Origin of the sequence: Brevundimonas sp. (assembly GCF_029945885.1) — a bacterium.
Taxonomy (GTDB): domain Bacteria; phylum Pseudomonadota; class Alphaproteobacteria; order Caulobacterales; family Caulobacteraceae; genus Brevundimonas.
Genome location: NZ_JAQSDK010000013.1, coordinates 108,225 through 128,821, shown reverse-complemented (window position 1 = coordinate 128,821; position 20,597 = coordinate 108,225). Strand labels below are relative to the sequence as shown.

At 68.5% G+C, this 20,597-nt stretch carries 24 protein-coding genes; 16 read left to right on the top strand and 8 right to left on the bottom strand.

Going from position 1 to position 20,597, the window contains the following annotated elements; all coding sequences use genetic code 11:
- Position 1 precedes the first annotated feature (1 nt).
- The gene (gluQRS, locus tag PSV00_RS07200; RefSeq protein ID WP_300445836.1) at positions 2 to 847 is read left to right on the top strand and encodes a tRNA glutamyl-Q(34) synthetase GluQRS; all 846 of its coding nucleotides are present in this window, start codon (positions 2 to 4) and stop codon (positions 845 to 847) included.
- Here gluQRS and ppk2 read toward each other — a convergent pair whose 3' ends face one another.
- Positions 848 to 1,597, bottom strand: coding sequence for a polyphosphate kinase 2 (ppk2, locus tag PSV00_RS07195; protein WP_300445835.1), 750 nt, complete (start codon positions 1,595 to 1,597; stop codon positions 848 to 850). It abuts the gene before it with no gap.
- 132 nt (positions 1,598 to 1,729) lie between these two features.
- On the opposite strand from ppk2, the gene PSV00_RS07190 reads away from it, so the two are divergent.
- The 5 genes from PSV00_RS07190 to PSV00_RS07170 all read left to right on the top strand — a co-directional run bounded on the left by PSV00_RS07190 (position 1,730) and on the right by PSV00_RS07170 (position 5,973).
- Positions 1,730 to 2,848: a serine hydrolase domain-containing protein gene (locus PSV00_RS07190; RefSeq protein ID WP_300445834.1), complete on the top strand. Its 1,119-nt coding sequence runs from the start codon at positions 1,730 to 1,732 to the stop codon at positions 2,846 to 2,848.
- 43 nt (positions 2,849 to 2,891) lie between these two features.
- The gene (locus PSV00_RS07185) at positions 2,892 to 3,653 is read left to right on the top strand and encodes an extensin family protein (protein ID WP_300445833.1); all 762 of its coding nucleotides are present in this window, start codon (positions 2,892 to 2,894) and stop codon (positions 3,651 to 3,653) included.
- Positions 3,654 to 3,885: 232 nt separating this feature from the next.
- Positions 3,886 to 4,089 (top strand): cold-shock protein, encoded by a 204-nt coding sequence (locus PSV00_RS07180; protein ID WP_300445832.1) that lies wholly within the window; start codon positions 3,886 to 3,888, stop codon positions 4,087 to 4,089.
- A gap of 115 nt (positions 4,090 to 4,204) precedes the next feature.
- A complete protein-coding gene (gene ubiA, locus PSV00_RS07175) occupies positions 4,205 to 5,137 on the top strand; it encodes a 4-hydroxybenzoate octaprenyltransferase (RefSeq protein WP_300445831.1) in 933 nt (310 codons plus the stop codon).
- Between the two features lie 11 nt (positions 5,138 to 5,148).
- Positions 5,149 to 5,973: an RsiV family protein gene (locus PSV00_RS07170; RefSeq protein WP_300445830.1), complete on the top strand. Its 825-nt coding sequence runs from the start codon at positions 5,149 to 5,151 to the stop codon at positions 5,971 to 5,973.
- 6 nt (positions 5,974 to 5,979) lie between these two features.
- Here PSV00_RS07170 and PSV00_RS07165 read toward each other — a convergent pair whose 3' ends face one another.
- The 3 genes from PSV00_RS07165 to PSV00_RS07155 are packed head-to-tail and all read right to left on the bottom strand — an operon-like array spanning position 5,980 to position 7,552.
- Positions 5,980 to 6,912, bottom strand: a complete 933-nt coding sequence (locus PSV00_RS07165) for an alpha/beta hydrolase (protein WP_300445829.1) — start codon at positions 6,910 to 6,912, stop codon at positions 5,980 to 5,982.
- Positions 6,913 to 6,950: 38 nt separating this feature from the next.
- A complete protein-coding gene (locus PSV00_RS07160) occupies positions 6,951 to 7,148 on the bottom strand; it encodes a helix-turn-helix transcriptional regulator (RefSeq protein WP_300445828.1) in 198 nt (65 codons plus the stop codon).
- Entirely contained in the window at positions 7,148 to 7,552 is a 405-nt protein-coding gene (locus PSV00_RS07155; RefSeq protein ID WP_300445827.1) for a hypothetical protein, read from the bottom strand. Before PSV00_RS07155 ends, PSV00_RS07160 begins: the two co-directional genes overlap by 1 nt.
- A gap of 133 nt (positions 7,553 to 7,685) precedes the next feature.
- On the opposite strand from PSV00_RS07155, the gene PSV00_RS07150 reads away from it, so the two are divergent.
- Both PSV00_RS07150 and PSV00_RS07145 read left to right on the top strand, forming a co-directional pair.
- The gene (locus tag PSV00_RS07150) at positions 7,686 to 8,624 is read left to right on the top strand and encodes a fatty acid desaturase family protein (RefSeq protein WP_300445826.1); all 939 of its coding nucleotides are present in this window, start codon (positions 7,686 to 7,688) and stop codon (positions 8,622 to 8,624) included.
- A gap of 92 nt (positions 8,625 to 8,716) precedes the next feature.
- The gene (locus tag PSV00_RS07145; protein ID WP_300445825.1) at positions 8,717 to 9,079 is read left to right on the top strand and encodes a hypothetical protein; all 363 of its coding nucleotides are present in this window, start codon (positions 8,717 to 8,719) and stop codon (positions 9,077 to 9,079) included.
- A 25-nt stretch (positions 9,080 to 9,104) separates the two neighbouring features.
- Here PSV00_RS07145 and PSV00_RS07140 read toward each other — a convergent pair whose 3' ends face one another.
- Together PSV00_RS07140 and PSV00_RS07135 are read right to left on the bottom strand one after the other, a co-directional pair.
- Complete coding sequence (locus PSV00_RS07140; RefSeq protein WP_300445824.1) at positions 9,105 to 9,668, bottom strand: hypothetical protein; 564 nt, start codon at positions 9,666 to 9,668, stop codon at positions 9,105 to 9,107.
- Between the two features lie 132 nt (positions 9,669 to 9,800).
- Complete coding sequence (locus PSV00_RS07135; RefSeq protein WP_300445823.1) at positions 9,801 to 10,880, bottom strand: helix-turn-helix transcriptional regulator; 1,080 nt, start codon at positions 10,878 to 10,880, stop codon at positions 9,801 to 9,803.
- A 233-nt stretch (positions 10,881 to 11,113) separates the two neighbouring features.
- On the opposite strand from PSV00_RS07135, the gene PSV00_RS07130 reads away from it, so the two are divergent.
- From PSV00_RS07130 to PSV00_RS07115, 4 genes are all read left to right on the top strand, one after another.
- Positions 11,114 to 11,767 carry a peroxiredoxin gene (locus PSV00_RS07130; protein WP_300445822.1) on the top strand — a complete coding sequence of 218 codons (654 nt, stop codon included), beginning with the start codon at positions 11,114 to 11,116 and terminating at the stop codon, positions 11,765 to 11,767.
- Between the two features lie 123 nt (positions 11,768 to 11,890).
- Entirely contained in the window at positions 11,891 to 12,595 is a 705-nt protein-coding gene (locus PSV00_RS07125; protein WP_300445821.1) for a methyltransferase, read from the top strand.
- A gap of 16 nt (positions 12,596 to 12,611) precedes the next feature.
- Positions 12,612 to 12,977, top strand: coding sequence for a hypothetical protein (locus tag PSV00_RS07120; RefSeq protein WP_300445820.1), 366 nt, complete (start codon positions 12,612 to 12,614; stop codon positions 12,975 to 12,977).
- 80 nt (positions 12,978 to 13,057) lie between these two features.
- Positions 13,058 to 13,906 carry a neutral zinc metallopeptidase gene (locus PSV00_RS07115; protein ID WP_300445819.1) on the top strand — a complete coding sequence of 283 codons (849 nt, stop codon included), beginning with the start codon at positions 13,058 to 13,060 and terminating at the stop codon, positions 13,904 to 13,906.
- On the opposite strand, the gene PSV00_RS07110 is transcribed toward PSV00_RS07115, so the two are convergent.
- Positions 13,903 to 14,724, bottom strand: coding sequence for an LD-carboxypeptidase (locus PSV00_RS07110; protein ID WP_300445818.1), 822 nt, complete (start codon positions 14,722 to 14,724; stop codon positions 13,903 to 13,905). The two genes, PSV00_RS07115 and PSV00_RS07110, sit on opposite strands and share 4 nt — an antisense overlap.
- Positions 14,721 to 15,074: a hypothetical protein gene (locus PSV00_RS07105; RefSeq protein WP_300445817.1), complete on the bottom strand. Its 354-nt coding sequence runs from the start codon at positions 15,072 to 15,074 to the stop codon at positions 14,721 to 14,723. Before PSV00_RS07105 ends, PSV00_RS07110 begins: the two co-directional genes overlap by 4 nt.
- 120 nt (positions 15,075 to 15,194) lie before the next feature.
- Between PSV00_RS07105 and PSV00_RS07100 the strand changes: the two genes are divergently transcribed.
- The 4 genes from PSV00_RS07100 (at position 15,195) to PSV00_RS07085 (ending at position 20,597) form a co-directional block, all read left to right on the top strand.
- A complete protein-coding gene (locus tag PSV00_RS07100) occupies positions 15,195 to 16,592 on the top strand; it encodes a Mur ligase family protein (protein ID WP_300445816.1) in 1,398 nt (465 codons plus the stop codon).
- 115 nt (positions 16,593 to 16,707) lie between these two features.
- The gene (locus PSV00_RS07095) at positions 16,708 to 18,309 is read left to right on the top strand and encodes a response regulator (RefSeq protein WP_300445815.1); all 1,602 of its coding nucleotides are present in this window, start codon (positions 16,708 to 16,710) and stop codon (positions 18,307 to 18,309) included.
- 42 nt (positions 18,310 to 18,351) lie between these two features.
- A complete protein-coding gene (locus PSV00_RS07090; protein WP_300445814.1) occupies positions 18,352 to 20,370 on the top strand; it encodes a TonB-dependent receptor in 2,019 nt (672 codons plus the stop codon).
- A gap of 86 nt (positions 20,371 to 20,456) precedes the next feature.
- Positions 20,457 to 20,597, top strand: a complete 141-nt coding sequence (locus PSV00_RS07085; protein WP_300445813.1) for a hypothetical protein — start codon at positions 20,457 to 20,459, stop codon at positions 20,595 to 20,597.

Genomic DNA, 20,597 nt, shown 5'->3' with positions numbered 1-20,597 from the left:
CTTGGTCTTCACCACCCGTTTCGCCCCCTCACCGACCGGACGGCTGCACCGGGGGCACGCCTTTTCGGCCCTGACCGCCTGGCAGGCGGCGCACGACGCCGGCGGCCGGTTCCTGCTGCGTATCGAGGACACCGACTTCACCCGCTGCCGTCCGGAGTTCGAGACGGCCGTGTTCGAGGACCTGACCTGGCTGGGGCTCGACTGGGAGACCCCGGTGCGCCGCCAGTCCGACCACCGCGCCGACTATGACGCGGCCCTGCAGCAGCTGGGTGACATGGGGGTGCTGTATCGGTGTTTCCGTACCCGCAAGGAGCGGCTGGCCCTGGCGGGGGTCGCGCCCCATGCCGACGACCCCGCCGACGCCGGGGCCTTCGGTGGCGGGCCGCATGCCCCGCACGACGAGGCCGACCGTCTGGCCCGGGGCGAGGCCTTTGCCTGGCGGCTGTCACTGAACCGGGCCCGAGACCGGCTCGGCGGCTTCGACCATCTGGACTGGCTCGAGGAAACGGCCGGCCCCGGCCGCCACACCGCCCGGCCCGAGACGCTCGGCGACATGGTTCTGGGGCGCAAGGACATCGGGGCCGGCTATGTCATCGCCACCGTCATCGACGATGCCGCCCAGGGCGTGACCCATGTGATCCGGGGCGATGACCTGATCGCGGTCACCTCGATCCAGCGCGTCTTGCAGGCCCTGCTGAACCTGCCGACCCCGGTCTATCGCCATCATCCGTTACTGCTGGGGCCCGACGGCAAACGCTTTGCCAAGCGCGACGGGGCCGTGACCCTGGCCGAGATCCGTGCCGCCGGGGTCAGTCCCGCCGCCCTGCGCGCCGAGCTGGGCTTCTGATCAGGGGGCCAGACGGCCCTCGGCTCCGTCAGCGGGGAAGACCACATCGGTGTCCGGCCGTTCGGCCTTGGTGCCCGGCCCGCCGAGGGTGCGCAGGATGTGGCGGATGATGTTCAGCCGCGCGGTCTTCTTGTCGTCGGTGGCCACCACCGTCCAGCCGGCCCCATGGGCATGGGTCTCGGACAACATCCGGTCGCGGGCCGTCGAATAGGCCTCCCAGCGGGCCTGGGCCTCCTTGTCCAGCGGCGAGACCTTGAACCGTTTCAGAGGGTCATTAATCCGCTCATCCAGACGCCTGGCCTGCTCTTGCTTGCTGATGTCCAGCCACAGCTTGATCAGCACGATGCCGTCGTCAGTCAGCATCCGCTCGAAATGCGGCGCGTCCTTGAGGAAATTCTCGTACTGGCCCGGCGAACAGAAGCCCATCACCGGCTCGACCCCGGCCCGGTTGTACCAGGAGCGGTTGAAGATCACCGTCTCGCCGGCGGCGGGCAGGTGCGGCACATAGCGCTGGAAATACCACTGGGTGGTCTCGCGCTCGGTCGGTTTGGGCAGGGCCACGACCCGGGTCTGGCGCGGGGCAGCGAACTCGGTGATCCGCTTGATCGCCCCGTCCTTGCCGGCCGAATCCCGTCCCTCGAACACGATCAGCGGCCGGATTCCCTGGGCGATGACCCAGGCCTGGGTCTCCACCAGCAGCTCCTGCAGCCGTTCCAGAGTCTTGTCGTAGCCGTCTTTTTTCTTGCCCATGGATCAAGGATGCGCCCCGCCGCCCGCCGGGGCAATATTGCCGCCGGATTTCCTCCATCCCGAACCTTGCCGCGTTGTCAGGTGCAAGTGGCGGGCAACCCCCATAAGATCGTCCGCGACAGGGAGGATGCCATGTTCAGCACACGTCGCACGCTTCTTGGCGGTTTCGCCGTCCTTCCGATCCTTGGTGGCCTGCCCGGCCCGGCCCGGGCCCGGTCCGTCGGGGACGCGGCCGCAACGGCGCTGGATTCCGTCTTCACCGCGGCAGCCCCGCCGGCCCTGGCGGCCGGGATCGTCACCCGCAACGGCCTGGTCTGGTCCGGCGTCCGGGGCGTACGCCGCGCCGGCGGCGGCGACCTGGCCACCCTGAACGACCGCTGGCACCTGGGCTCGAACACCAAGGCCATGTCCGCCGCCGTATTCGGCCGACTGGTGGAACAGGGCCGCGCCCGCTGGGCCATGCCGGTGGCGGCGGCCTTTCCCGGACTGACGATTGACCCGGCCTGGAACGGCATCACCCTCGACGACCTGATGCGGCACCGGGGCGGGCTGCTGGACGGGCCGGTCGTCAACCGGGCCTGGCTGATGGCCGCCCATGCCGACACCCGGCCCCTGCCCGAACAGCGCGCCGAACTGGCGCGCGGGGTCTTCTCGGCCCCGCCGGCGGGGCCGGTGGGGGCCTTCGCCTACAGCAACGCCAACTATATCGTGGTCGGGGCGGCGATCGAGGCCATCACCGGCGAAGCCTGGGAGACGGTCATGCAACACGAGTTGTTCCAGCCGCTCGGACTCGCCTCCGCCGGGTTCGGGGCCCCGAAGGGCGAGGCCCCATGGGGACACCAGGGGGGCGTCGCGGTGGACCCGGCCGGAATCGCCGACAATCCCGCTGCTCTCGGCCCGGCCGGCACGGTCCATATGACCCTGGCCGACTATGCCGGCTTCATCGGGGCCATGATGGGCGGAGCTCCTGACTGGCTCAGCGAAGACACGCGCCGCCACCTGCTGACCCCCGCCGTCGGCGATCCCCCGGCCTATGCGGCCGGATGGGGTATCGGCACGGCCCCGTGGGCCGGGGTCGGCGAACCGGGCCCGACGATCACCCACAACGGCTCCAACACCCTGTGGTTCGCCACCGTGCTGGCGGCCCCCGAGCGCGGACTGGGCGTCATCACCCTGTCCAATGACGGAGTCGCCGGCCAGAGAGCCTGCTCGTCCCTGATCCCGCACCTGGTCATCGCCGCCACCGCCTGAACCGCCTTTCCGCCGTCACAGGGGGCGGCTAGTCTGGGCGAACATGGATCGCGATTTCGCTGACTTCTGGAATCTGTTGTGGGAGTTGGCGCTGGGCGTCTGCGCCGGCTTTGCTTTGCTCAATGCCTTCGCCCCGCATCAGGACCTGCCGTGGAAGCCGCTGGATCTCGCCCATCCGATTGGCCAGGCGACGGCGGCCAAGGTCGCGGATTTCGATATTCCCCGCACCGCCGCCCCGGAAGAAACCAAGGCCGTCACCGACGCCTGTATGCAGGTACTCCGCGAGGCCGGCGTTGAGGTCGAACGCGCTCCGGACCGGGATGACGGCGGGTTCTGCGTGGTCCGCGGTGCCGTGCGCATCACCGGCGGCGCGGTCACCCCCCTGGCCCCCGGCGGTCTCGTGATGCAGTGCCCGATGGCGGTGCGCTACGTGATCTGGGACCGCCAGGTGCTGCAACCGGCCGCGCGCGACATTCTCGGCTCCCCGGTCGCCAGTGTTCAGAACTACGGCAGCTATTCCTGCCGTCGTATCTACGGCCGGACGGCCACCGACGCCCGCCCCAGCGAACATGCCCGGGCCAATGCCCTCGATGTCGCGGCCATCACGCTCGAGGATGGTCGGGTAATCTCCATCGCCGGTGACTGGACAGGCAAGGGCCGCGCGGGTGCCGACGGCCGCCGCTTTCTCAAACGCATTCGCGCCGGGGCCTGCCGCGTCTTCTCGACGGTTCTGAGCCCCGATTACAACCGCGAACATCACGACCATCTGCACCTCGACGGAGCCCCCCGCGGCCTGTGTGCCTGACCTGTCCCGCCCCGGCCTCACCGGGGTTCGTCCGACCCGCCGCGCCGGGCGCGCGAATCGTTTCGGGTTGACCGTGATCGGCAGACGCGAGAAAACAGCCTCGCAGTCCGGATTTTGCGTGGGGTCCAAACCCATGTCTTGCTCCTTCGCCTGAACGAGCCGTCCAGATGGATTGTCGGGTTTCTCCGCGTGAGAGCCCGCCTGGAGAAGCGCGTTTATGGAGAGCGCAGATATGGCGACCGGCACGGTCAAGTGGTTCAACCCCACCAAAGGCTTCGGCTTCATCCAGCCCGACAGCGGCGGCGCGGACGTTTTCGTCCACATCACCGCCGTTCAGAAGGCTGGTCTGCAGGGCCTCGATGAGAACGCCAAGGTCGAATACGAGCTGGAATCCCAGCGCGGCAAGACCTCCGCGATCGACCTCAAGGTTCTTTGAGCCGAGCGTCCCTTCGGACGTTGAGATCAGGCGGGCGCGGGACCTTCGGGTTCCGCGCCCGTTTTCAATTGGCCGCCCCTTCACCCGCCGGGGCCGGACGGGCTAGACCGGTGTCATGAGTTCCGCTCCCCTCCCCGACGCCGGTGCCAACTGGGTCGACCGCCATGCGCCCACGCGCCTGAAGCCGTGGCTGAAACTGGGCCGGTTCGACCGACCGATCGGCATCTGGCTGCTGCTGATCCCCGGCTGGCAGGGCATCGCCCTGGCGCTGAGCCAGTATCGCCGGACACCCGACCTGTATGACGCCTGGCTGGTCGTCGCCTTCGCCGTGGGGGCCACCCTGATGCGGGCCGCCGGCTGCGCCTTCAACGACATCGTCGACCGCGACATCGACGCGCAGGTCGCCCGAACCGCCCTGCGCCCGATTCCGGCGGGTCAGATCAGCGTCAAACAGGCCTGGGCCTTCGTCATCGGCTGTTCGCTGGTCAGCCTGCTGATCCTGCTGACGCTGAACCTGACAGCCGTGCTGCTGGGCGTCGGCTCCCTGGCCCTGGTCGCCGCCTACCCCTTCATGAAGCGGATCACCTGGTGGCCCCAGGCCTGGCTGGGCCTGACCTTCAACTGGGGGGCCTTGATGGGATTTGCGGCGGTGACCGGCACGATCACCCCCGCCGCCGTCCTCCTCTACCTCGGGGGCGTGTTCTGGACCCTCGGCTACGACACAATCTACGCCCTGCAGGACATCGAGGACGACGCCATGGTCGGGGTCAAATCCTCGGCCCGGCGGCTGGGGGCCAATGTGCAGCGCGGCGTGGGCATCTTCTACGGAATGACCGTCGTCCTGACCGTCGCCTCGGGCCTGACCGCGGGCCTCGGCCCGGTCTTCTATGTCGCCCTGCTGCCATGGGCGGCGCATCTGTACCGCCAGGTCCGCGACGTCCGCCCCGACAGCCCGGTTCTGGCCCTGCGCCTGTTCCGATCCAACCGCGAGGCGGGATTGATCCTGCTTCTGGCCATCATCCTTGGTACAGTGGGCTGGCCGACATGAAGGACCGTTCCATGACCGCATTCCGTGCCCTGCTTCTGACCAGCGCCATCGTCGCCACCCTGGCCGGCTGCAACCGCCGTGAGGCCGAGCCGGCCCCCGCGCCCCTGCCCGCCGCCGAAGCCCCGGCAGAGATCACGCCGGCGGACGCGGCCGCCCCGATGGGCTTTGCCCTGACAACGGAGTACGCCGAGGTCAAACTGACCCTGCCCGAGGCGATCAAGCCCCAGACCGACCTGCACGCCCGCCTCTATGCCGAGGAGGTGCGTCGCCTGCGCCAGTTCACCGAGGGGGCCCAGGCCGACCGCAGCGAGGCCGGCGACGACTCGTCGATCGGCCTCTACCAGAAGACCATCACCCTGACCGCCGCCGCCGAGACCGGCAAACTGGTCAGCCTCAAGCGCGAGGCCATGGACTACTCGGGCGGGGCCCATCCCAATACCCAGACCACCGGCGTGTTGTGGGACAAGGCCCTGAAGCAGATGATCTCGCCGTCCGGCCTGTTCCGTCCGGGGGCCGATCTTTCGACCCTGGACCAGGCGCTGTGCGCGGCGATCAACGCCGCCAAACAGGCGCGTGTCCCCGGCTCTGCGGTCGTCGCCCTGAACGGCCGCGACTGGTCCTGCCCCCGGGTCGCCGCCACCCCCTTCGTCCTCGCGCCCGGCACGGTCGACGGCAAGGCCGGTGGCCTGACCTTCCTGATCGGTCCCTATCTGGTCGGCCCCTATTCCGAGGGCCACTATGAAGTCACCCTGCCGCTGTCGAAATTCCGCAGCGTGCTGGCCGGGGCCTATGCCGACGAGTTCGCCGGCCAGCCGGTGGCCGCGCCGACGAACTGAGCCTGCTCACTGGTCCAGAAAACGATCGATGATTGCCGCCAGCCGGTCAGGCTGGTCAGCCATGATGAAATGGCGGCTGTCGTCGACCCGGATCAGGGTCACCCCCGGCAGGGCCGCATATTCGCCGCTCCACAGGGCATCGGCCATGGCCGCGGGCGTGCCTCCATCGGCGTCGGCGGCATAGACAGCCCAGACCGGGGTGGTCGTGGCTCCCAGTCCGGGGCGGGCGTCGGTGGTCATCACGTCGCGGATGGCCGCGGCCATGGCGTGGCGGTCCGAGGCCATCGACCAGTCGACCATCGCGATCCGCGTCGTCGGATCCCGCACCAGACCAATCGCCGTCTGCGCCTGACCGGCGCGGAAGCCTGCATCATCGGCATTCAGGATGCCCACGGCCGCCTGTTCGGCGAAGGGTCGGGCGTTTTCGGCCGTGACCTGCGGTCCGTACATGGCGCTGAAGAACGGCAGGCTGTCGACACTCATCACCCGTCCGACCGAGGCCGGATACTGCTGGGCCAGCATCAGGGCCGACAGTCCGCCCATCGAATGACCGATGACCGCGGGATGATCGAGACCGGCCGCGTCGATATAGGTCGCCAGGGCCTCGACCACCGGCGCGACGAACGGCCCGTCACCGTGATGCCACGGCTCGCCGGCGAACCCGGCCAACTGAACCAGATGCACCCGGTGCATCGGGGCCAGCCGTCCGGCCTCGGTCCGCCACACATCGCGCGACGAGGCCAGGCCGGGAATCAGGATTACATCGGGGCCTGAGCCGATGACTTCGACCGAGAGACGGTCGGAGCTGTACGCGACGGGGCCGGCGGCCTCCTGGGCAAAGGCCTGGCTGATCCCGACCACGAAGGCGGGGGAACAGACGGCCAGACCGAACAGGGCAGCGCGCAGCCGGGGCCGCGCCTTGAAGAAGGCGTTGAACATTTCACTCTCCAGCGATGTAAGGGTAATCTGACTTTTGATCAGAGGTGGGGATTGTCGAAGATCTCTTCCACCGGCCGGGCGAACAGCACGGCGATGCGATAGGCCAGGTCCAGCGACGGATCGTGTTTCTCGGTCTCGAGAGCATTGACCGCCTGGCGCGAGACCCCCAGTTCCTGGCCCAGTTGCTCCTGGGTCCAGCCACGCTGGGTGCGCAGTAATTTGAGCTGATTGCGCATCAGTTCGAGGTCCGGATGAAGGGCGCGGTCAGGCCCATGCAGCCCCAGAACAACGGATAGATCAGCCAGGCCGGCAGGTGAAAGGCGTCGGCATAGCTCTCGCCAAAGCCCCAGACGCTGGCGATCGCCATGGCCAGACCCGCAGCGACAATGAACTGTTTGGCCGCCACCGCCCGCACGAACTCGTCGGAGTCGCGCATCATCGACAGGGTGGCCCAGATCTGCCCGACCACGGGGGCCGAGACCGCCAGGGCCAGCAGCCAGGCGGCCGGAGTCGAGGCGATGTCGTCAAAGGCCCCGAACATGGCCGCGACATTGATCGCCACATAGGGAACCATGAAGGCCATGGTCCGAACGGCGTAGCGGCGATGCGCGGCGGTGGTTGATTTTCCGAGAGCCAACATGTCATGTGTTCCTGACCGAATGTAAGGCCTACCTTACTGCGAGATTTTGTCATGTCAACCTGACTTTTTGTCAGATAAGCCTGACATAGCCCGTTGCCTTTGAAGACCCGCGAAAACGGCCTATACTCGCACCATGTCCGCCGCGCCCCGCGTCTCCCCGACCCAGCTGTTCACCCCCGACGAATGGGCCCCGTTCCAGACGCGCTCCACCTGGCGTGGCCCGCTGCTGGTGGCCCATGCCTGGGGGGTGATCGCCGCAGCCATGGCCGTCGGCGTCGTCTGGCCGATCCTGATCCCGCTCTGCGTCATGGTCATCGGCACCCGCCAGCTGGGCCTGGCCATATTGATGCATGAGGCCGCCCACGGGGCCCTGGCGAAGAACCTCAAGCTCAACGATTTTCTCGGCCACTGGCTGTGCGCCGTGCCGATCGGAGCGGATCTGGGCGACTATCGCCCCTATCATCTGAACCATCACAGATACGCCCAGAACGCCGAGGATCCCGACCTGGTCCTGTCGGCCCCCTTCCCCGTCACGCCCGCCTCACTGCGGCGCAAGATCATCCGCGACCTGACCGGCCAGACCTTCTTCAAACAGCGGGTGCTGTTCGCCTTCCGGGCCTATGCGTCGAAGCGGGACGAAGACACGGCAGAAGGCGCGGTGGTCACCGGCAAGTCCGTGGCCCCCTTCCTGATCGTCAATGCGCTCATGCTGCTGGGCCTGACCCTGGCCGGGGTGTGGTGGGCGTATTTCGCCCTGTGGCTGCTGCCGCTGGCCACCTGGTTCCCGCTGGTCACCCGGCTGCGCAACATCGCCGAACACGCCTGTGTCGAGGGCTCGGCCACCGACCCGTTCCGCGCCGCCCGCACCACCCGGGCCTCATGGTGGGAGCGGATGTTGATCGCCCCCTACTGGGTCAATTTCCACGCCGAACACCACCTGTTCATGCACGTCCCCTGCTGGAAGCTGGCCGACCTGCACCGGGCGGTGCGCAGCAAGCCGCAGGGTGAGCGGATGGAGGTGGCCGGGGGCTATCTCGAGGTTCTGCGGACGGCGAGCGGCAAGGCCGGCTGAGCCTGGAATGGAAACCGGGCCGCGACCTCCTGGGGGCGCTCAAACCCCTGCCGGGTGACTGGCGGGCCGAGGCGGAGCTTAACGGTCAGACGATGGTCTGCACCCGCAGCTTCCGGACCTTCGGCAAGGGCTGGATCCGACTGGAGGCATTCTGGCATATGGGCGAGCGCGGCGACCGCCGAGAGACCGCCCTGTTCGGTGTCGGTGACGACGGCGCGCTCGGCGTATTCTCCTTCACCAATGACGGAAAACGCTCGGTCGGTCGCCTGGACGACGGTAGCGACGCCCACCCCCTGGCCATAGCTTTCGAGGCGCAGATGCCCGCCGGCCTGGCGCGCATGCTGTATTGGCCGGCTGAAGACGGCGACGGTTTCCGCTTCGCCGTCGAAAGCCGCAACCGGACGGGCCGGAACCGCTTCATGCTCCACACCTATCGGCCTCGGGCGGCGTCCTGATTCGCCCTTGGCCGGGGTCGAACGATCAGTCGTCCGAGGCCGCAGCGGGCGGCACGGCCGCCGCTTCGGCACCGTCCGTCGCCACGGGGGCAGCGACGGACGGTGCGACCGCGGCCGCCACGGTGGGGGTCGCGACGGGCGGAGCGACGGGCAAGCCGCACTGGCGACCCTGATAGATGCCGCTCAGCAGGCTGCGACGCTGGTCGGCGATGCGAATCCGTTCGGCCTCGGCGCGGGCGCGGGCCTCGGCGTTGCGGCGGGCCGCCCCGCCGGCCATGTTGGCGAACATTCCCAGACCGGGCACGGCCCCCAGGGCTCCGGAATACAGGGCGGCATTGACGGCTACTCCGGCCGCGCCCTCGGCCATCGCACCCTGGTTCTGGGCGTTCTGCGCATTCTCGGCCGAGATGCCGGAGATCTGTTCCATCCGGCCGATCTCGACCAGCAGCTGGTCACAGTCCATCGCGCCGTCGGTCGGATAGGAGACCTGCAACTGCGGTTCGGCGCGTCTCTGGGCGAGAGCCGGGGCGGGAAGCGCCATGGCCAGCGCCAGTCCGGTCGCGGCGACGGTACGGATAAAGGTCTGCATCACTCTGTCTCCCTGAGGGCGCGGCCGGGCCACGACATGAGGGCATCCTGGCCCGCACGGGAGCGCGCGGTCGTCATCCAAACAGATGAAGGGAGCCGGTTTTTCGGGACGACCGGCGGACGGTCGGCCCGCTCAGACCGGGGTCAGCGCCACGCTGGCCAGCAGGGCGGCGACCTCGGCCTGGCGCGTGCATCCGGTCTTTTCCAGAACACGCCGCAGCTGTGAGCGCACCGTGGTGATCGCCACATCGCCTTCAGCGGCGATCGTCTCCAGGGACTGGCCGGTGGCCAGGCGGGACGCCACCCGGGCCTCGGACACGGTCAGGTCGAACAGCGACCGCATCAGCTCCAGCGACGGGGCCCGATCGGCGGCAACCGGCGTGATCAGCAGCAGGGCGTAGCCGCTGCCGAAGATGTCATGCGCCGATCGTCGCACCGGCATCAGGTGCAAAACCATGGTCGCCCGGCCGACCGCGTCGCGAAGCGGGACGGTACAGCCCGCTCCTCCCGCCGTGGCCGTGATCATCGACAGGGCCTCGCTCAGTCGCGCCTGGGCTTTCCCGTCGGCCAGCACCAGACGGTCATGCGCCCCCAGCCTGACCCGTTCAGGCAGGGCCTCCATCAGGGCATTGACCTCGACCACCCGTCCGGTCTCGTCCAGCAGCAGGGCCGGCAGGCCCAGATCGGTCAGGGCCTCGGTCGCGCCCCGGGCCCGCTGCAGGCCCAGCCGTGAACTGACCAGGGCGCTGCGGGCCAGATGCGGGCGCAGCGCGTTCAGCCGTTCGACATGTTCGGCCTCGATCGGTCCCCGCTCGAACGCGCGCTCGATGCTGAAGACGATATTGTCGCCGGTCGGAATCTTGAGCCCGGTTCCCGCCGACCAGCCCAGCCCGTGCGGTCGGAAGAAGTCACGATAGATCGGGTCGGCGTCCAGCTGGTCCTCGCTCCAGAAGTCCTGTTCGACGAAGAAGGACGGCTGCGACTGACTCATCAGACAGACGCGCCGGCTGCAGCGGTTGAACCAGCCCTCGTTGACGTATTCGTCGAATACGCCCCGAACCGTGCCTGACGCCGTCCAGCACAGCGTCTTGCGCGCTGAAAACAATGGACCGCCGCGCGACTCGGTCAGGCGGGCCAGATCGTCCAGCACGGTGGGCCACAGCTCCGGCACGACGGAACATTCATAGATGCGGTCGATCAACTCGGTCGGCATTCGGGCCCCTGGAGCACGCGACTGTGGCAGGTCTCGATCAAGACTGTGCCACAGACCATCGACGACCGGGAGAGGGCTGTAGCGCCCGCGAGGACCGGGTCCGGCCGGCAGGACATCGGACCTGTCCGTCGGATCAGCCGCCCCTGAAAATGGCCGCGGTCGGCTGGACCGGACCGGGCCGAATACCCATATCCCCTGCGGACAATGAATTTCCGCCGACAGGAGACTACCCCATGAGCTTGCGCATCAACGATGTTGCTCCCGACTTCACCGCGGACTCGACCGCAGGCCAGATCCATTTCCACGACTGGGTCGGCGACAGCTACGCGATCCTGTTCTCGCACCCCAAGGACTTCACCCCGGTCTGCACCACCGAATTCAGTGCCGTGGCCCAGCTCGTTCCCGAGTTCGAAAAACGCAACACCAAGGTGCTGGGCGTGTCCGTCGACAGCGTCGAGGAGCATGTGAAATGGAAGGCTGATATCGCCAGCCTCGCGGGCGTTCCGGCGAATTTCCCGATCATCGACGACACCTCGCTCACCGTCTCGAAACTGTACGACATGCTGCCCGCCGAAGCCTGGCTGCCGGACGGCCGGACCGCGGCGGACTCGGCCTCGGTGCGCACCGTGTTCATCGTCGGCCCGGACAAGAAGGTCCGCCTGACCATGTCCTACCCGATGTCGGTGGGGCGCAATTTTGCCGAGATTCTCCGCGCGCTTGACGCCGTCCAGGCCACGGAGGGCGTGCCCTTTGCCACCCCCGCCAACTGGGTGCCCGGCCAGGACGTGATCGTCGCCCTCTCGGTCTCGACCGAGGACGCCAGGACGAGATTCGGCGATGTGGACGTCAAACTGCCCTATCTGCGCACGGTCAAGGCGCAGGGCTGATCATCCGGCCTTGGCGACACCAAGCCCCGGCCGTCGCGCCGGGGCTTTTTTATGCGCGCCCCTGTATCCGGCCATAAGCGGCCCCTTGACCCGGTGCCCGTCGCCGCCCACCAGCCCGGACCCATGACCCGCATCCCCGACCCTGCCGCCTTCATCGCCGCCAACACCCGCGTCCAGCCGGTGCCGCATGCGCCGGAGATTTCGCTGTGGCTGGCCGATGAGGTGACGCCGATCTGGCGGCTGACCGAGGAGGAACTGGGCGAACTGGGCCTGCCGCCGCCGTTCTGGGCCTTCGCCTGGGCCGGGGGTCAGGCGCTGGCGCGCTGGGTTCTCGACCATCCCGAAGAGGTGGCCGGGCGGCGGGTGCTGGATTTCGCCGCCGGATCGGGCCTGGTCGGTATCGCCGCCGCCCGCGCCGGGGCCGCCCACGTCCTGTGCGCCGACATCGATCCCTTCTGCGGCGCGGCGGTGGCGGCCAATACGACCGTGAACGGGGTCGCCGCCGACTTTACCGCCACCGACCTGCTGGCTGCGCCACCCCCTGAGGTCGACGTCATCCTGGCAGGCGATGTCTGTTACGAACAGCCGATGGCCGGCGACGTCCTGGCCTGGCTGGCGGTGGCGCGGGCACGCGGAACCCGGGTGCTGATCGGCGATCCGCAGCGCACCTATTTCCCGCGCGAGGGGCTGGAATTCCTGGCTGAATACAGCGTCCCGACCACGCGCGAGCTCGAGGATTTCGAAATCAAACGCACCCGCGTCTGGGCCCTGCCCCTCGAGGCCTGCCACGGCAGCGCTTGGTCCGGGCCGGCTTCGACCCCATCTTGAAGCCATGATCCGGTCCGTGACTTCCGCCGCTCTTGCCGCCGCCGCCATGGCCAGCGCCCTGCCGGCCGCCGCCCAGGTCGCGCCCCTGCCCGGCCAGCCCTGGTCCAATGCCGCGGATCAGGCCCGCTACCAGGCCGACCAGCACCGCCATGAGATGGACCGTCTGCGGCTGGAGGCCGACCAGCGCGAAGCCTTTGCCCGGCAACAGGTGCTGGAGGCCCGACTGCGGGTGATGGATCTGCAGGCCGCCCGGCAACCGACACCGCCGGAACCTTATCTCCCCTATACGACCGGAACCCCGGAACAGGCCCGCGCCCGGCGCGAGGCCGTCGTCAGCGGCATGACCCAGATCGATGACTGGCTGGATCGCCGCCCGCGCTAGGACGAATCCGGCCTGCATCCCTTGGCCTTCTGCCGCGTTCCGGCCTAGCTTGCAGCACGGCAGGGCAGGAGACCGATCAGATGCGTTGGCAGGGTGGACGTCGCGGTGGCGGCATTGAGGACCGGCGCGGCATGGGCGGCGGGGCCATGGCGGGCGGCGGAATCGGCGTCATGGTGCTGGCGGCCATCGGCTATTTCGTCTTCGGCATCGACCCGTCGACCACGACCCAGCTGGCCAGCCAGTTCGGCGGTACCGGCACCCAGGAGGCTGGTCGCACCGGCACCCCCGACGACCAGGCCGGCCAGTTCGTCGACGTGATCGGGGCCAATATCAATGACGTCTGGACCGCCAACCTGCAGGGCTACGAGGCCCCGCGCGTCGTTCTCTATGAACAGGGCACCAACACCGGCTGCGGCTTCGGTCAGGCCGCGATGGGTCCTTTCTACTGCCCGAGCGATTCGACGGTCTATCTCGACCTCGGCTTCTGGCGCGACATGGAGACCCAGCTGGGTGCTTCCGGGGCCGACTTCGCCCGGGCCTATGTCATCGCCCATGAGTTCGGCCATCACGTCCAGACCCTGACCGGGGCCTCGCAACAGGTCCAGGCCGCCCAGCAGCGCGCCACCGGCGAGGCCGAATCCAACCGCTATTCCGTGGCCCTCGAGCTCCAGGCTGACTGCTATGCCGGGGTCTGGGCCGCCAATGCCGCCGCCGTGTCCAACGGTGCCGTGGCCCTCGAATCCGGCGATCTGGAAGAGGGGATGAAGACCGCCAACGCCATCGGCGATGACACCCTGCAGCAGCGCGGCGGCGGTCGGGTCAGTCCCGAAAGCTTCACCCACGGCACCTCGGCCCAGCGCGTTGACTGGCTGCGTCGCGGCTACCAGTCCGGCGATCCCGCCGTCTGCGATACCTTCTCCGGGGTTTAACGCGGACCGAAGGGCACGATCTTGTTGCCGCCGTCATGGCCGATGTCGGCGGTTCCAAGATACGGAATGCCCGATCGCGCGCACCAGTAGCGGGCGATCTCCTCGGCCGTCATGCCGAAATCAGGATCGTTCTCGACGACGGCCGAGACCCGCCCCATCCGGATTCCCGCCACCCGACGAATCGACGGCTGGGCGGTCAGGTGGAACATCATCCGGTCGATCCGGTACAGCGGCTCGGACACATCCTCGAGCATCAGCACATGGTCGGTCAGGTCCGGCTCCAGATAGGTGCCGACCAGGGCGTCGAGGATGCTCAGGTTGAAGGCCACGGCCGGACGCGGATCATCGGCCAGCGATGGCTCCAGCGATGTCGGGTCGCCGCTGACCAGCCAGTTCACCGCCCGCCAGGCCGTCTCGTCATGGCGCACCGAGTCCGAGGCCATGGGGCCGTGCGCCACATGGGGAAAGCCCGCCCGGTACAGCCCGGCCAGCAGGCTGCCGGCGTCGGAATAGCCCAGATAGCGTTTCTTGCGGGCCACCCCGGTCAGGCGTGGCAGCACCGCCTCGGCGATCCGGCACGCGCCATAGCCGCCGCGTGCGAACCACACCGCGTCCAGCCGCGGGTCATTGGCGAACTCAACAAAGGCACTGGCCCGGCTGGCGTCATCGCCGCCGAAATGGCCGTGTTTGCCGAAGCTGGCCGGGTGGAAGACCGCCGAGACGGAACCGTCGGGAATATGGCCGGCGAACCAGGCCTGGACCGCCTCGGCCCGGGCCGGGTCCAGCCGCGAACTGGCGTTGACGATGCCGATCTTCATGGCTGGTCGTCCTGCCCACCGTCGGACATCCGGGTCCGATCGGCGCGATGTTTGTAGTGGCGCTGAACTTGAAGCTGCGCGAGCTGCACAAGCAGAAGCATCCCGAAGAAGGCCAGTTTCCCCCAGGTCGGAAGCTGTCTCCAGGTCGGAATGGAATCACGATCGATCGGCAACCAGCCCCAACTACCAAACACCAAGAGCAGCCAGACTGCGAACAGCAGGCCCATGACAATTACAAAGGCAAGCCGGATCGATTTCGGCGGCAGCCCGGCCTCTTCAGGCGTTCCCTTTTCTCCAAAGACCACGTCCAGAATGCGGGATGCGATCGATGGAGGCGGCGAAGGCGTCATCAGCGTGTCTGTCTCATTGGGCCAGCCTCAAGCTTAGGACAGGGCATCGTTTTCCGAAAGCCGAAGAACTTCCGTCCCCCGGCCTCTTTTCCCCCGCCCGGAACCGTCCTAGTCAGCATCATGGCCAACACCTATTTCTTCTGCGGCATCGGCGGCTCCGGCATGCTGCCCCTGGCCATGATTGTCCAGAGCCGCGGCGGCCGGATCGCGGGCTCGGACCGCTCGCGCGACCAGGGCCGGACGCCGGACAAGTTCGCCTGGCTGTCTGCCCATGGCGTCACCCTCCATCCCCAGGACGGCTCGGGCCTGACCAGTGGCGATCAGATCGTCGTCGCCACCGGCGCGGTCGAGGACACGGTGCCCGACATCGCCGCCGCCCGCCGCGTCGGGGCGCAGATTGTCACCCGTCCCGAACTGCTGTCGCAGCTGTTCAATGCCGCCCCGCAGTCCGTCGGCGTGGCCGGGACCAGCGGCAAGTCGACCATCACCGGCATGATCGCCTGGATCCTCGACCGCGCCGGTCGCAGGCCCACGGTGATGAACGGGGCGGTGATGACCAATTTCGTCGACGCCGATCACCCGTTCGCCAGCGCCCTGATCGGCGGACCCGACCTGTTCGTGTCCGAAGTCGATGAGTCCGACGGGTCCATCGCCCGCTACGTCCCGACCGTGGCCGTGGTCTCCAACATTTCGCTCGATCACAAGTCGATGGAGGAATTGCGCGACCTGTTCGGCGGCTTCGCCGGCCGGGCCGGTACCGCCGTGCTCAACCTCGACAATGCCGGGACCGCCGACCTCGCCGCCGGACTGGACACGGGCAAGGCGGTGACCTTCTCGATCAACAACGCCGCCGCCGACCTGTCGGCCCACGACCTGCGACCGCTTCCGGCGGGCATGAAATTCGACCTGATCGAGCGCCCCGGCAACGACCGCATCCCGGTCACCCTGAACGTTCCCGGGGCCCACAATGTCGCCAATGCCCTCGCCGCCCTCGGGGCCGTGCGCGCCCTGGGCGTGCCGCTGGCCGAGGCCGTCGCGACGCTCGCGACCTTCGCCGGCATCCGCCGTCGCATGGAGGTGGTCGGCACGGCCGCCAGCGTCACCATCCTCGACGATTTCGCCCATAACCCCGACAAGATCGCCGCCACCCTTGACGCCCTGCACGCCTTTCCCGGCCGTCTGCTGATCCTGTTCCAGCCGCATGGCTTCGGGCCACTGAAACTGATGAGGCGTGAGTTCATCCAGGTCTTCGCCGCCCGCATGCAGGCCGACGACATCCTGCTGATGCCCGAGCCGGTCTATTACGGCGGCACCACCGACCGCAGCGTCGGCAGTGAGGACATCGCCGCCGGGATCCGCGCCGCGGGAGCCAGCGCCGAGGCCCTGCCGACCCGCGACGCCTGCGGGGACCGGCTGATCGCCCTGGCGCGGCCCGGCGACCGCATCATCATCATGGGCGCGCGCGACGACACCCTGTCGACCTTCGCCGCCGGCCTGCTGGCACGCCTACGGAGCTGAAAACACCGTCCGATCGCTGACAATTATACGAAAAAGCATTGTAAAACATTCACTTTCGGAAAATCGGTCGTTAAGATCACCGCGTTAGACCGTCCTCCGTCAGTAGAGGGCGTGCATGGCCAGAATCGGTGATTTCGTGAATCCGGTCGCTCCCGCGGCCCCGGATACGCCCGGCGCGGACCTGTTCGAGCGGTTCCAGGTCGAATCCAACACCATGGCCATCGCCGTGGTCGGTGACGACGATCAGCCCCTTGGTCTGATCGAACGCAATGCCTTCTGCCTCAAGATGGCGGCGGAGTTCGGCCGCGCCCTGTTCGCCCGCCGCCCGGCCGCGGCCCTGATGGATCCCGCCCCCCTGATCGTGGATGCTGAGGCAGATGCAGAGATCCTGTTTCGCAGCGTCGACGTCGCCGAACTCGGTACCCTGCTGAAAGGCTTCGTCGTCACCTCGGAAGGTCGCTATCTCGGGATCGGCACGGCGCTGGACGTGCTCCAGGCCGGAAGTGTGGTCTATCGCCGTCGTGCCGAGGAGATGGGCACCCTGGCCCAGGACCTGTCGCGCGCCGAGGCCGAGGCCCGCGCCTCCAGCCGCGCGAAATCCGAATTCCTGGCGGTCATGAGCCATGAAATCCGTACGCCGCTGAACGGGGTCCTCGGCGTCGCTGCCCTGATGGAGCGCGAACTGGAGCAGGAAGCCCTGCGCCCCCACGTCCGTACCATTCTCGACTCCGGCCAGATCCTGCTTCGCCTGCTGACCGACGCGCTCGACATGTCCAGGGCCGAGGCCGGCATGTTGACCCTGGAGGCCGCCCCGGTCCGGCTCACAGCCATCGGCGACGACCTGACGGCCCTGTGGTCGCCACGCGCCGAGGAACAGGGGCTGGCGCTGACCGTCACCTGCGAAACCGACGATCATGACTGGGTCGTGGGCGACCATGTCCGGCTGAAACAGCTGCTGAACAATCTGATCGGCAATGCGATGAAATTCACCCCCTCGGGGGCCGTCGCCGTGCATCTGGCCAGCCGGCTGGAGAACGGCCGGATCTGCATCACGGGGTCGGTGGACGATAGCGGAACGGGCATCAGCGAGGCCGTCGCGAGCAGCATCTTCGATCCCTTCAACACCGGGGCGGCCGGCACCCTGGGTGCCGGGGCCGGTCTGGGTCTGTCCATCTGTCGCCAGATCGTCAGCCGGATGGACGGCGTCCTCGAACTGGAGCCCTCGCGCCTCGGCGGTGCCCGCTTCCGCTTCTCGCTGCATCTGCCCGGAGCCAGTCCCGACCTCGCTGTGGCCGCCGAGGCGGCGCTTGAGCCGACACCGCATGAAACGCTCCATGTGCTGGTAGTCGACGACAATGCCACCAACCGGTTTGTCGCCGGCAAGGTGCTGGAGCTGTTCGGCTGCACCCATGAGGCCGTCGACAGCGGCGCGGCAGCCGTGCGGCGCGCGGCCGAGGGCGGGCTCGACCTGATCCTGATGGACATCAAGATGCCGGGCATGAACGGCATGGAGGCAACCCGGGCGATCCGCGCCCTCGACCGGTCCGTGTCCGGGATTCCGATCCTGGCCCTGACGGCCAATGCCGATCCGCGCGACGAGGTCGACTATCGGGCGGCGGGTATGGACGGGGTGGCGCAAAAGCCGATCCAGCCCGACGTCCTGCTCAATGCCATCCGCCGGGTGATGACCGGACCGGTTGAGGCTGCCGCGGCCTGATCCCCCGCGCAATCCGGCGGCACCTGCCCTAGGATGCTGCTCATGATTCAGCTTCCACCCGCTCCGCTTCCCGAAGTCATCATCACCGCCGCGCGCCTGCCGCCCGCCGCCGGTGAGGCCGCCTTTTCGGTGGTGCGGCTGGACGACGAGACCCTGGGCAGCGCCCTGCGCCTCGACGAGGCCGTGGCGTCGGTGCCTGCGGTGTCCCTTTTCCGCCGGACGTCCAGCCTGTCAGCCAATCCGACAACCCAGGGCATCTCGTTGCGCGCCATCGCGCCGTCGGGGGCCGGCCGCACCCTGGTCACCCTCGACGGCGTGCCGCTGAATGATCCGTTCGGCGGTTGGGTCATCTGGTCGAGGGTCGCGCCGGAAAGTCTCGACAGCCTCGACATCGTGCGCGGTGCCGGGGCCGGACCCTATGGGGCCGGTGCCCTGACCGGGGTCATCGTCCTGCGTGAACGCGACGGCGCGGGCGGGGTTCTGGACACCAGCGTCTCGAGCCACGACGGTGAACGCCTCGCAGGATCGGCGACCATGGATCTGGGCCCGATCCGGCTGGTCGCCTCGGGCCTGTATGACAGCAGCGACGGCTATATCCCGGTCCGCGGCGATCAGGCCGGGGCCGCCGACACGCCCCTCGATCTCGATGCCCGCAGCGCCGCTTTGCGGGCCGATGTGCCGCTGGGGGAGGCCGCCCTGTCGCTGCGGGCCTCGTCCTGGGAGGAGGATCGCGGATCGGGCCTGGCGGGTGCCCGCGCCAATGCCTCCGGCTCCAGCCTCAGCGCCACCCTCGCGCGCCAGCCCGCCGCCGGCCATCCCGGCTGGCGGCTGCAGGCGTGGCAGACGCGCAGCAATCTGACCAACGGTTCCGTGGCGGTCACCGTCGACCGCAGCGCGACCACGGCCGCCAATGACCAGTTTCATACCCCGGCCACCGGCCGGGGTATGAATGCCGCCCTGCGTCGCACCGGCGTGGCCGTCGCGGGCGGCCGGCTGGAGTGGGAACTGGGCCTCGATGCCCGCAGTGCCGAGGGCGAGACCAATGAACGCTCCCGCAACCTCGGGGCCGGCTTTACCCGCAGTCGTAGCGCCGGCGGCGAGACCACCGTGGCCGGAGCCTATGGCGAGGGGGCCTGGCGCGGCCGCGACTGGCTGCTGGCCGGGGGGCTCAGGCTCGATCACTGGGCCAGCGAAAACGGCCGCCGGCTGGAACGCGACCTGACCACCGGTCTGCCCACGCTCGACGAGACCGACCCCGACCGCTCCGGCACCGTGACCAGCGCCCGCTTCGCCGCCCGTCGCGACCTCGGGCGAGACTATGCCGTCCGGGCCGCGGCCTATTCCAGCTTCCGGCCCGCGACCCTGAACGAACTCTATCGTCCGTTCCGGGTCGGGAATGACCTGACCGAGGCCAATGCCGACCTGGTTCCCGAACGGTTGACCGGCATCGAGGCAGGTCTGTCGCGCGCCGGCGAGGATGGTGGCTGGACCGTGACCCTGTTCCGCAATGTGATCGAGGACGCGGTCGTCAATGTCACGATCGGGGCCGGGCCGGCGACCTTCCCCCGCGCCGGGTTCGTCCCCGCCGGCGGGGTTCTGCGCCAGCGTCAGAACGCCGGGACCGTCACCGCGACCGGGCTGGAACTGACGGCCGAGCGACAACTGTCGACCGGCCTGCGTCTACGGTCGGCCCTTTCGGTGACGGACGCCCGTCTCGACGGGGGGGGGCAGGCTCCGCAACTGACCGGCCTGCGCCCGGCCCAGGCCCCGATCTGGAGTGCGACCGCCGGACTGGACTGGCTGGCCTCCCCGCGGCTGATCGTGGGCGGCACGGTTCATTTCGAAAGCCGCCGTTTCGATGATGATCTGAACAGCCGCACCCTGGCCCCGGCGACGACGCTGGACCTGCGGGTCGACTGGACCGTGGCACCCGGCACCAGCCTGTGGCTGGCGGCCGAAAACCTGTTCGACGCCGATATCGAGGTGTCGCAGACGGCAACCGGCGTCACCGGCTTCGGCCCGCCGCGAAGCCTGGGTCTGGGCCTGCGGCTGACGCGGTAGACCGGCGGGGCCGGCGCTGTGGCCCCGGGCTCAATAGTCCGGCGGGATTCACCCCGACTTCATCAAGTCGGTTTACAGCGGATGGCATGCGTATCGCGCTCGCCCCTGCCGTTCACGCGTCGATCATGACGCTGACGCAGGCTGTTGACCTGATTATGGGTCGCCGTGGTCCGGCCGGTCATCGCACCGTGCCCAACGGCTGTTGCGCTCCGGCCGGTTCGTTCTGA

What these genes read in the sequence shown, in the direction of transcription:
- PSV00_RS07110 (WP_300445818.1), bottom strand. Translation starts at nt 14,724, where the DNA reads ATGAAGATCGGCATCGTCAACGCCAGTTCGCGGCTGGACCCGGCCCGG.
- ppk2 (WP_300445835.1), bottom strand. Translation starts at nt 1,597, where the DNA reads ATGGGCAAGAAAAAAGACGGCTACGACAAGACTCTGGAACGGCTGCAG.
- PSV00_RS07130 (WP_300445822.1), top strand. Translation starts at nt 11,114, where the DNA reads ATGAGCTTGCGCATCAACGATGTTGCTCCCGACTTCACCGCGGACTCG.
- PSV00_RS07185 (WP_300445833.1), top strand. Translation starts at nt 2,892, where the DNA reads ATGGATCGCGATTTCGCTGACTTCTGGAATCTGTTGTGGGAGTTGGCG.
- PSV00_RS07150 (WP_300445826.1), top strand. Translation starts at nt 7,686, where the DNA reads ATGTCCGCCGCGCCCCGCGTCTCCCCGACCCAGCTGTTCACCCCCGAC.
- PSV00_RS07145 (WP_300445825.1), top strand. Translation starts at nt 8,717, where the DNA reads ATGGTCTGCACCCGCAGCTTCCGGACCTTCGGCAAGGGCTGGATCCGA.
- PSV00_RS07115 (WP_300445819.1), top strand. Translation starts at nt 13,058, where the DNA reads ATGCGTTGGCAGGGTGGACGTCGCGGTGGCGGCATTGAGGACCGGCGC.
- PSV00_RS07125 (WP_300445821.1), top strand. Translation starts at nt 11,891, where the DNA reads ATGACCCGCATCCCCGACCCTGCCGCCTTCATCGCCGCCAACACCCGC.
- PSV00_RS07165 (WP_300445829.1), bottom strand. Translation starts at nt 6,912, where the DNA reads ATGTTCAACGCCTTCTTCAAGGCGCGGCCCCGGCTGCGCGCTGCCCTG.
- PSV00_RS07105 (WP_300445817.1), bottom strand. Translation starts at nt 15,074, where the DNA reads ATGACGCCTTCGCCGCCTCCATCGATCGCATCCCGCATTCTGGACGTG.
- ubiA (WP_300445831.1), top strand. Translation starts at nt 4,205, where the DNA reads ATGAGTTCCGCTCCCCTCCCCGACGCCGGTGCCAACTGGGTCGACCGC.
- PSV00_RS07170 (WP_300445830.1), top strand. Translation starts at nt 5,149, where the DNA reads ATGACCGCATTCCGTGCCCTGCTTCTGACCAGCGCCATCGTCGCCACC.
- PSV00_RS07140 (WP_300445824.1), bottom strand. Translation starts at nt 9,668, where the DNA reads ATGCAGACCTTTATCCGTACCGTCGCCGCGACCGGACTGGCGCTGGCC.
- PSV00_RS07160 (WP_300445828.1), bottom strand. Translation starts at nt 7,148, where the DNA reads ATGCGCAATCAGCTCAAATTACTGCGCACCCAGCGTGGCTGGACCCAG.
- PSV00_RS07135 (WP_300445823.1), bottom strand. Translation starts at nt 10,880, where the DNA reads ATGCCGACCGAGTTGATCGACCGCATCTATGAATGTTCCGTCGTGCCG.
- PSV00_RS07100 (WP_300445816.1), top strand. Translation starts at nt 15,195, where the DNA reads ATGGCCAACACCTATTTCTTCTGCGGCATCGGCGGCTCCGGCATGCTG.
- PSV00_RS07085 (WP_300445813.1), top strand. Translation starts at nt 20,457, where the DNA reads ATGCGTATCGCGCTCGCCCCTGCCGTTCACGCGTCGATCATGACGCTG.
- PSV00_RS07155 (WP_300445827.1), bottom strand. Translation starts at nt 7,552, where the DNA reads ATGTTGGCTCTCGGAAAATCAACCACCGCCGCGCATCGCCGCTACGCC.
- PSV00_RS07095 (WP_300445815.1), top strand. Translation starts at nt 16,708, where the DNA reads ATGGCCAGAATCGGTGATTTCGTGAATCCGGTCGCTCCCGCGGCCCCG.
- PSV00_RS07090 (WP_300445814.1), top strand. Translation starts at nt 18,352, where the DNA reads ATGATTCAGCTTCCACCCGCTCCGCTTCCCGAAGTCATCATCACCGCC.
- PSV00_RS07180 (WP_300445832.1), top strand. Translation starts at nt 3,886, where the DNA reads ATGGCGACCGGCACGGTCAAGTGGTTCAACCCCACCAAAGGCTTCGGC.
- PSV00_RS07190 (WP_300445834.1), top strand. Translation starts at nt 1,730, where the DNA reads ATGTTCAGCACACGTCGCACGCTTCTTGGCGGTTTCGCCGTCCTTCCG.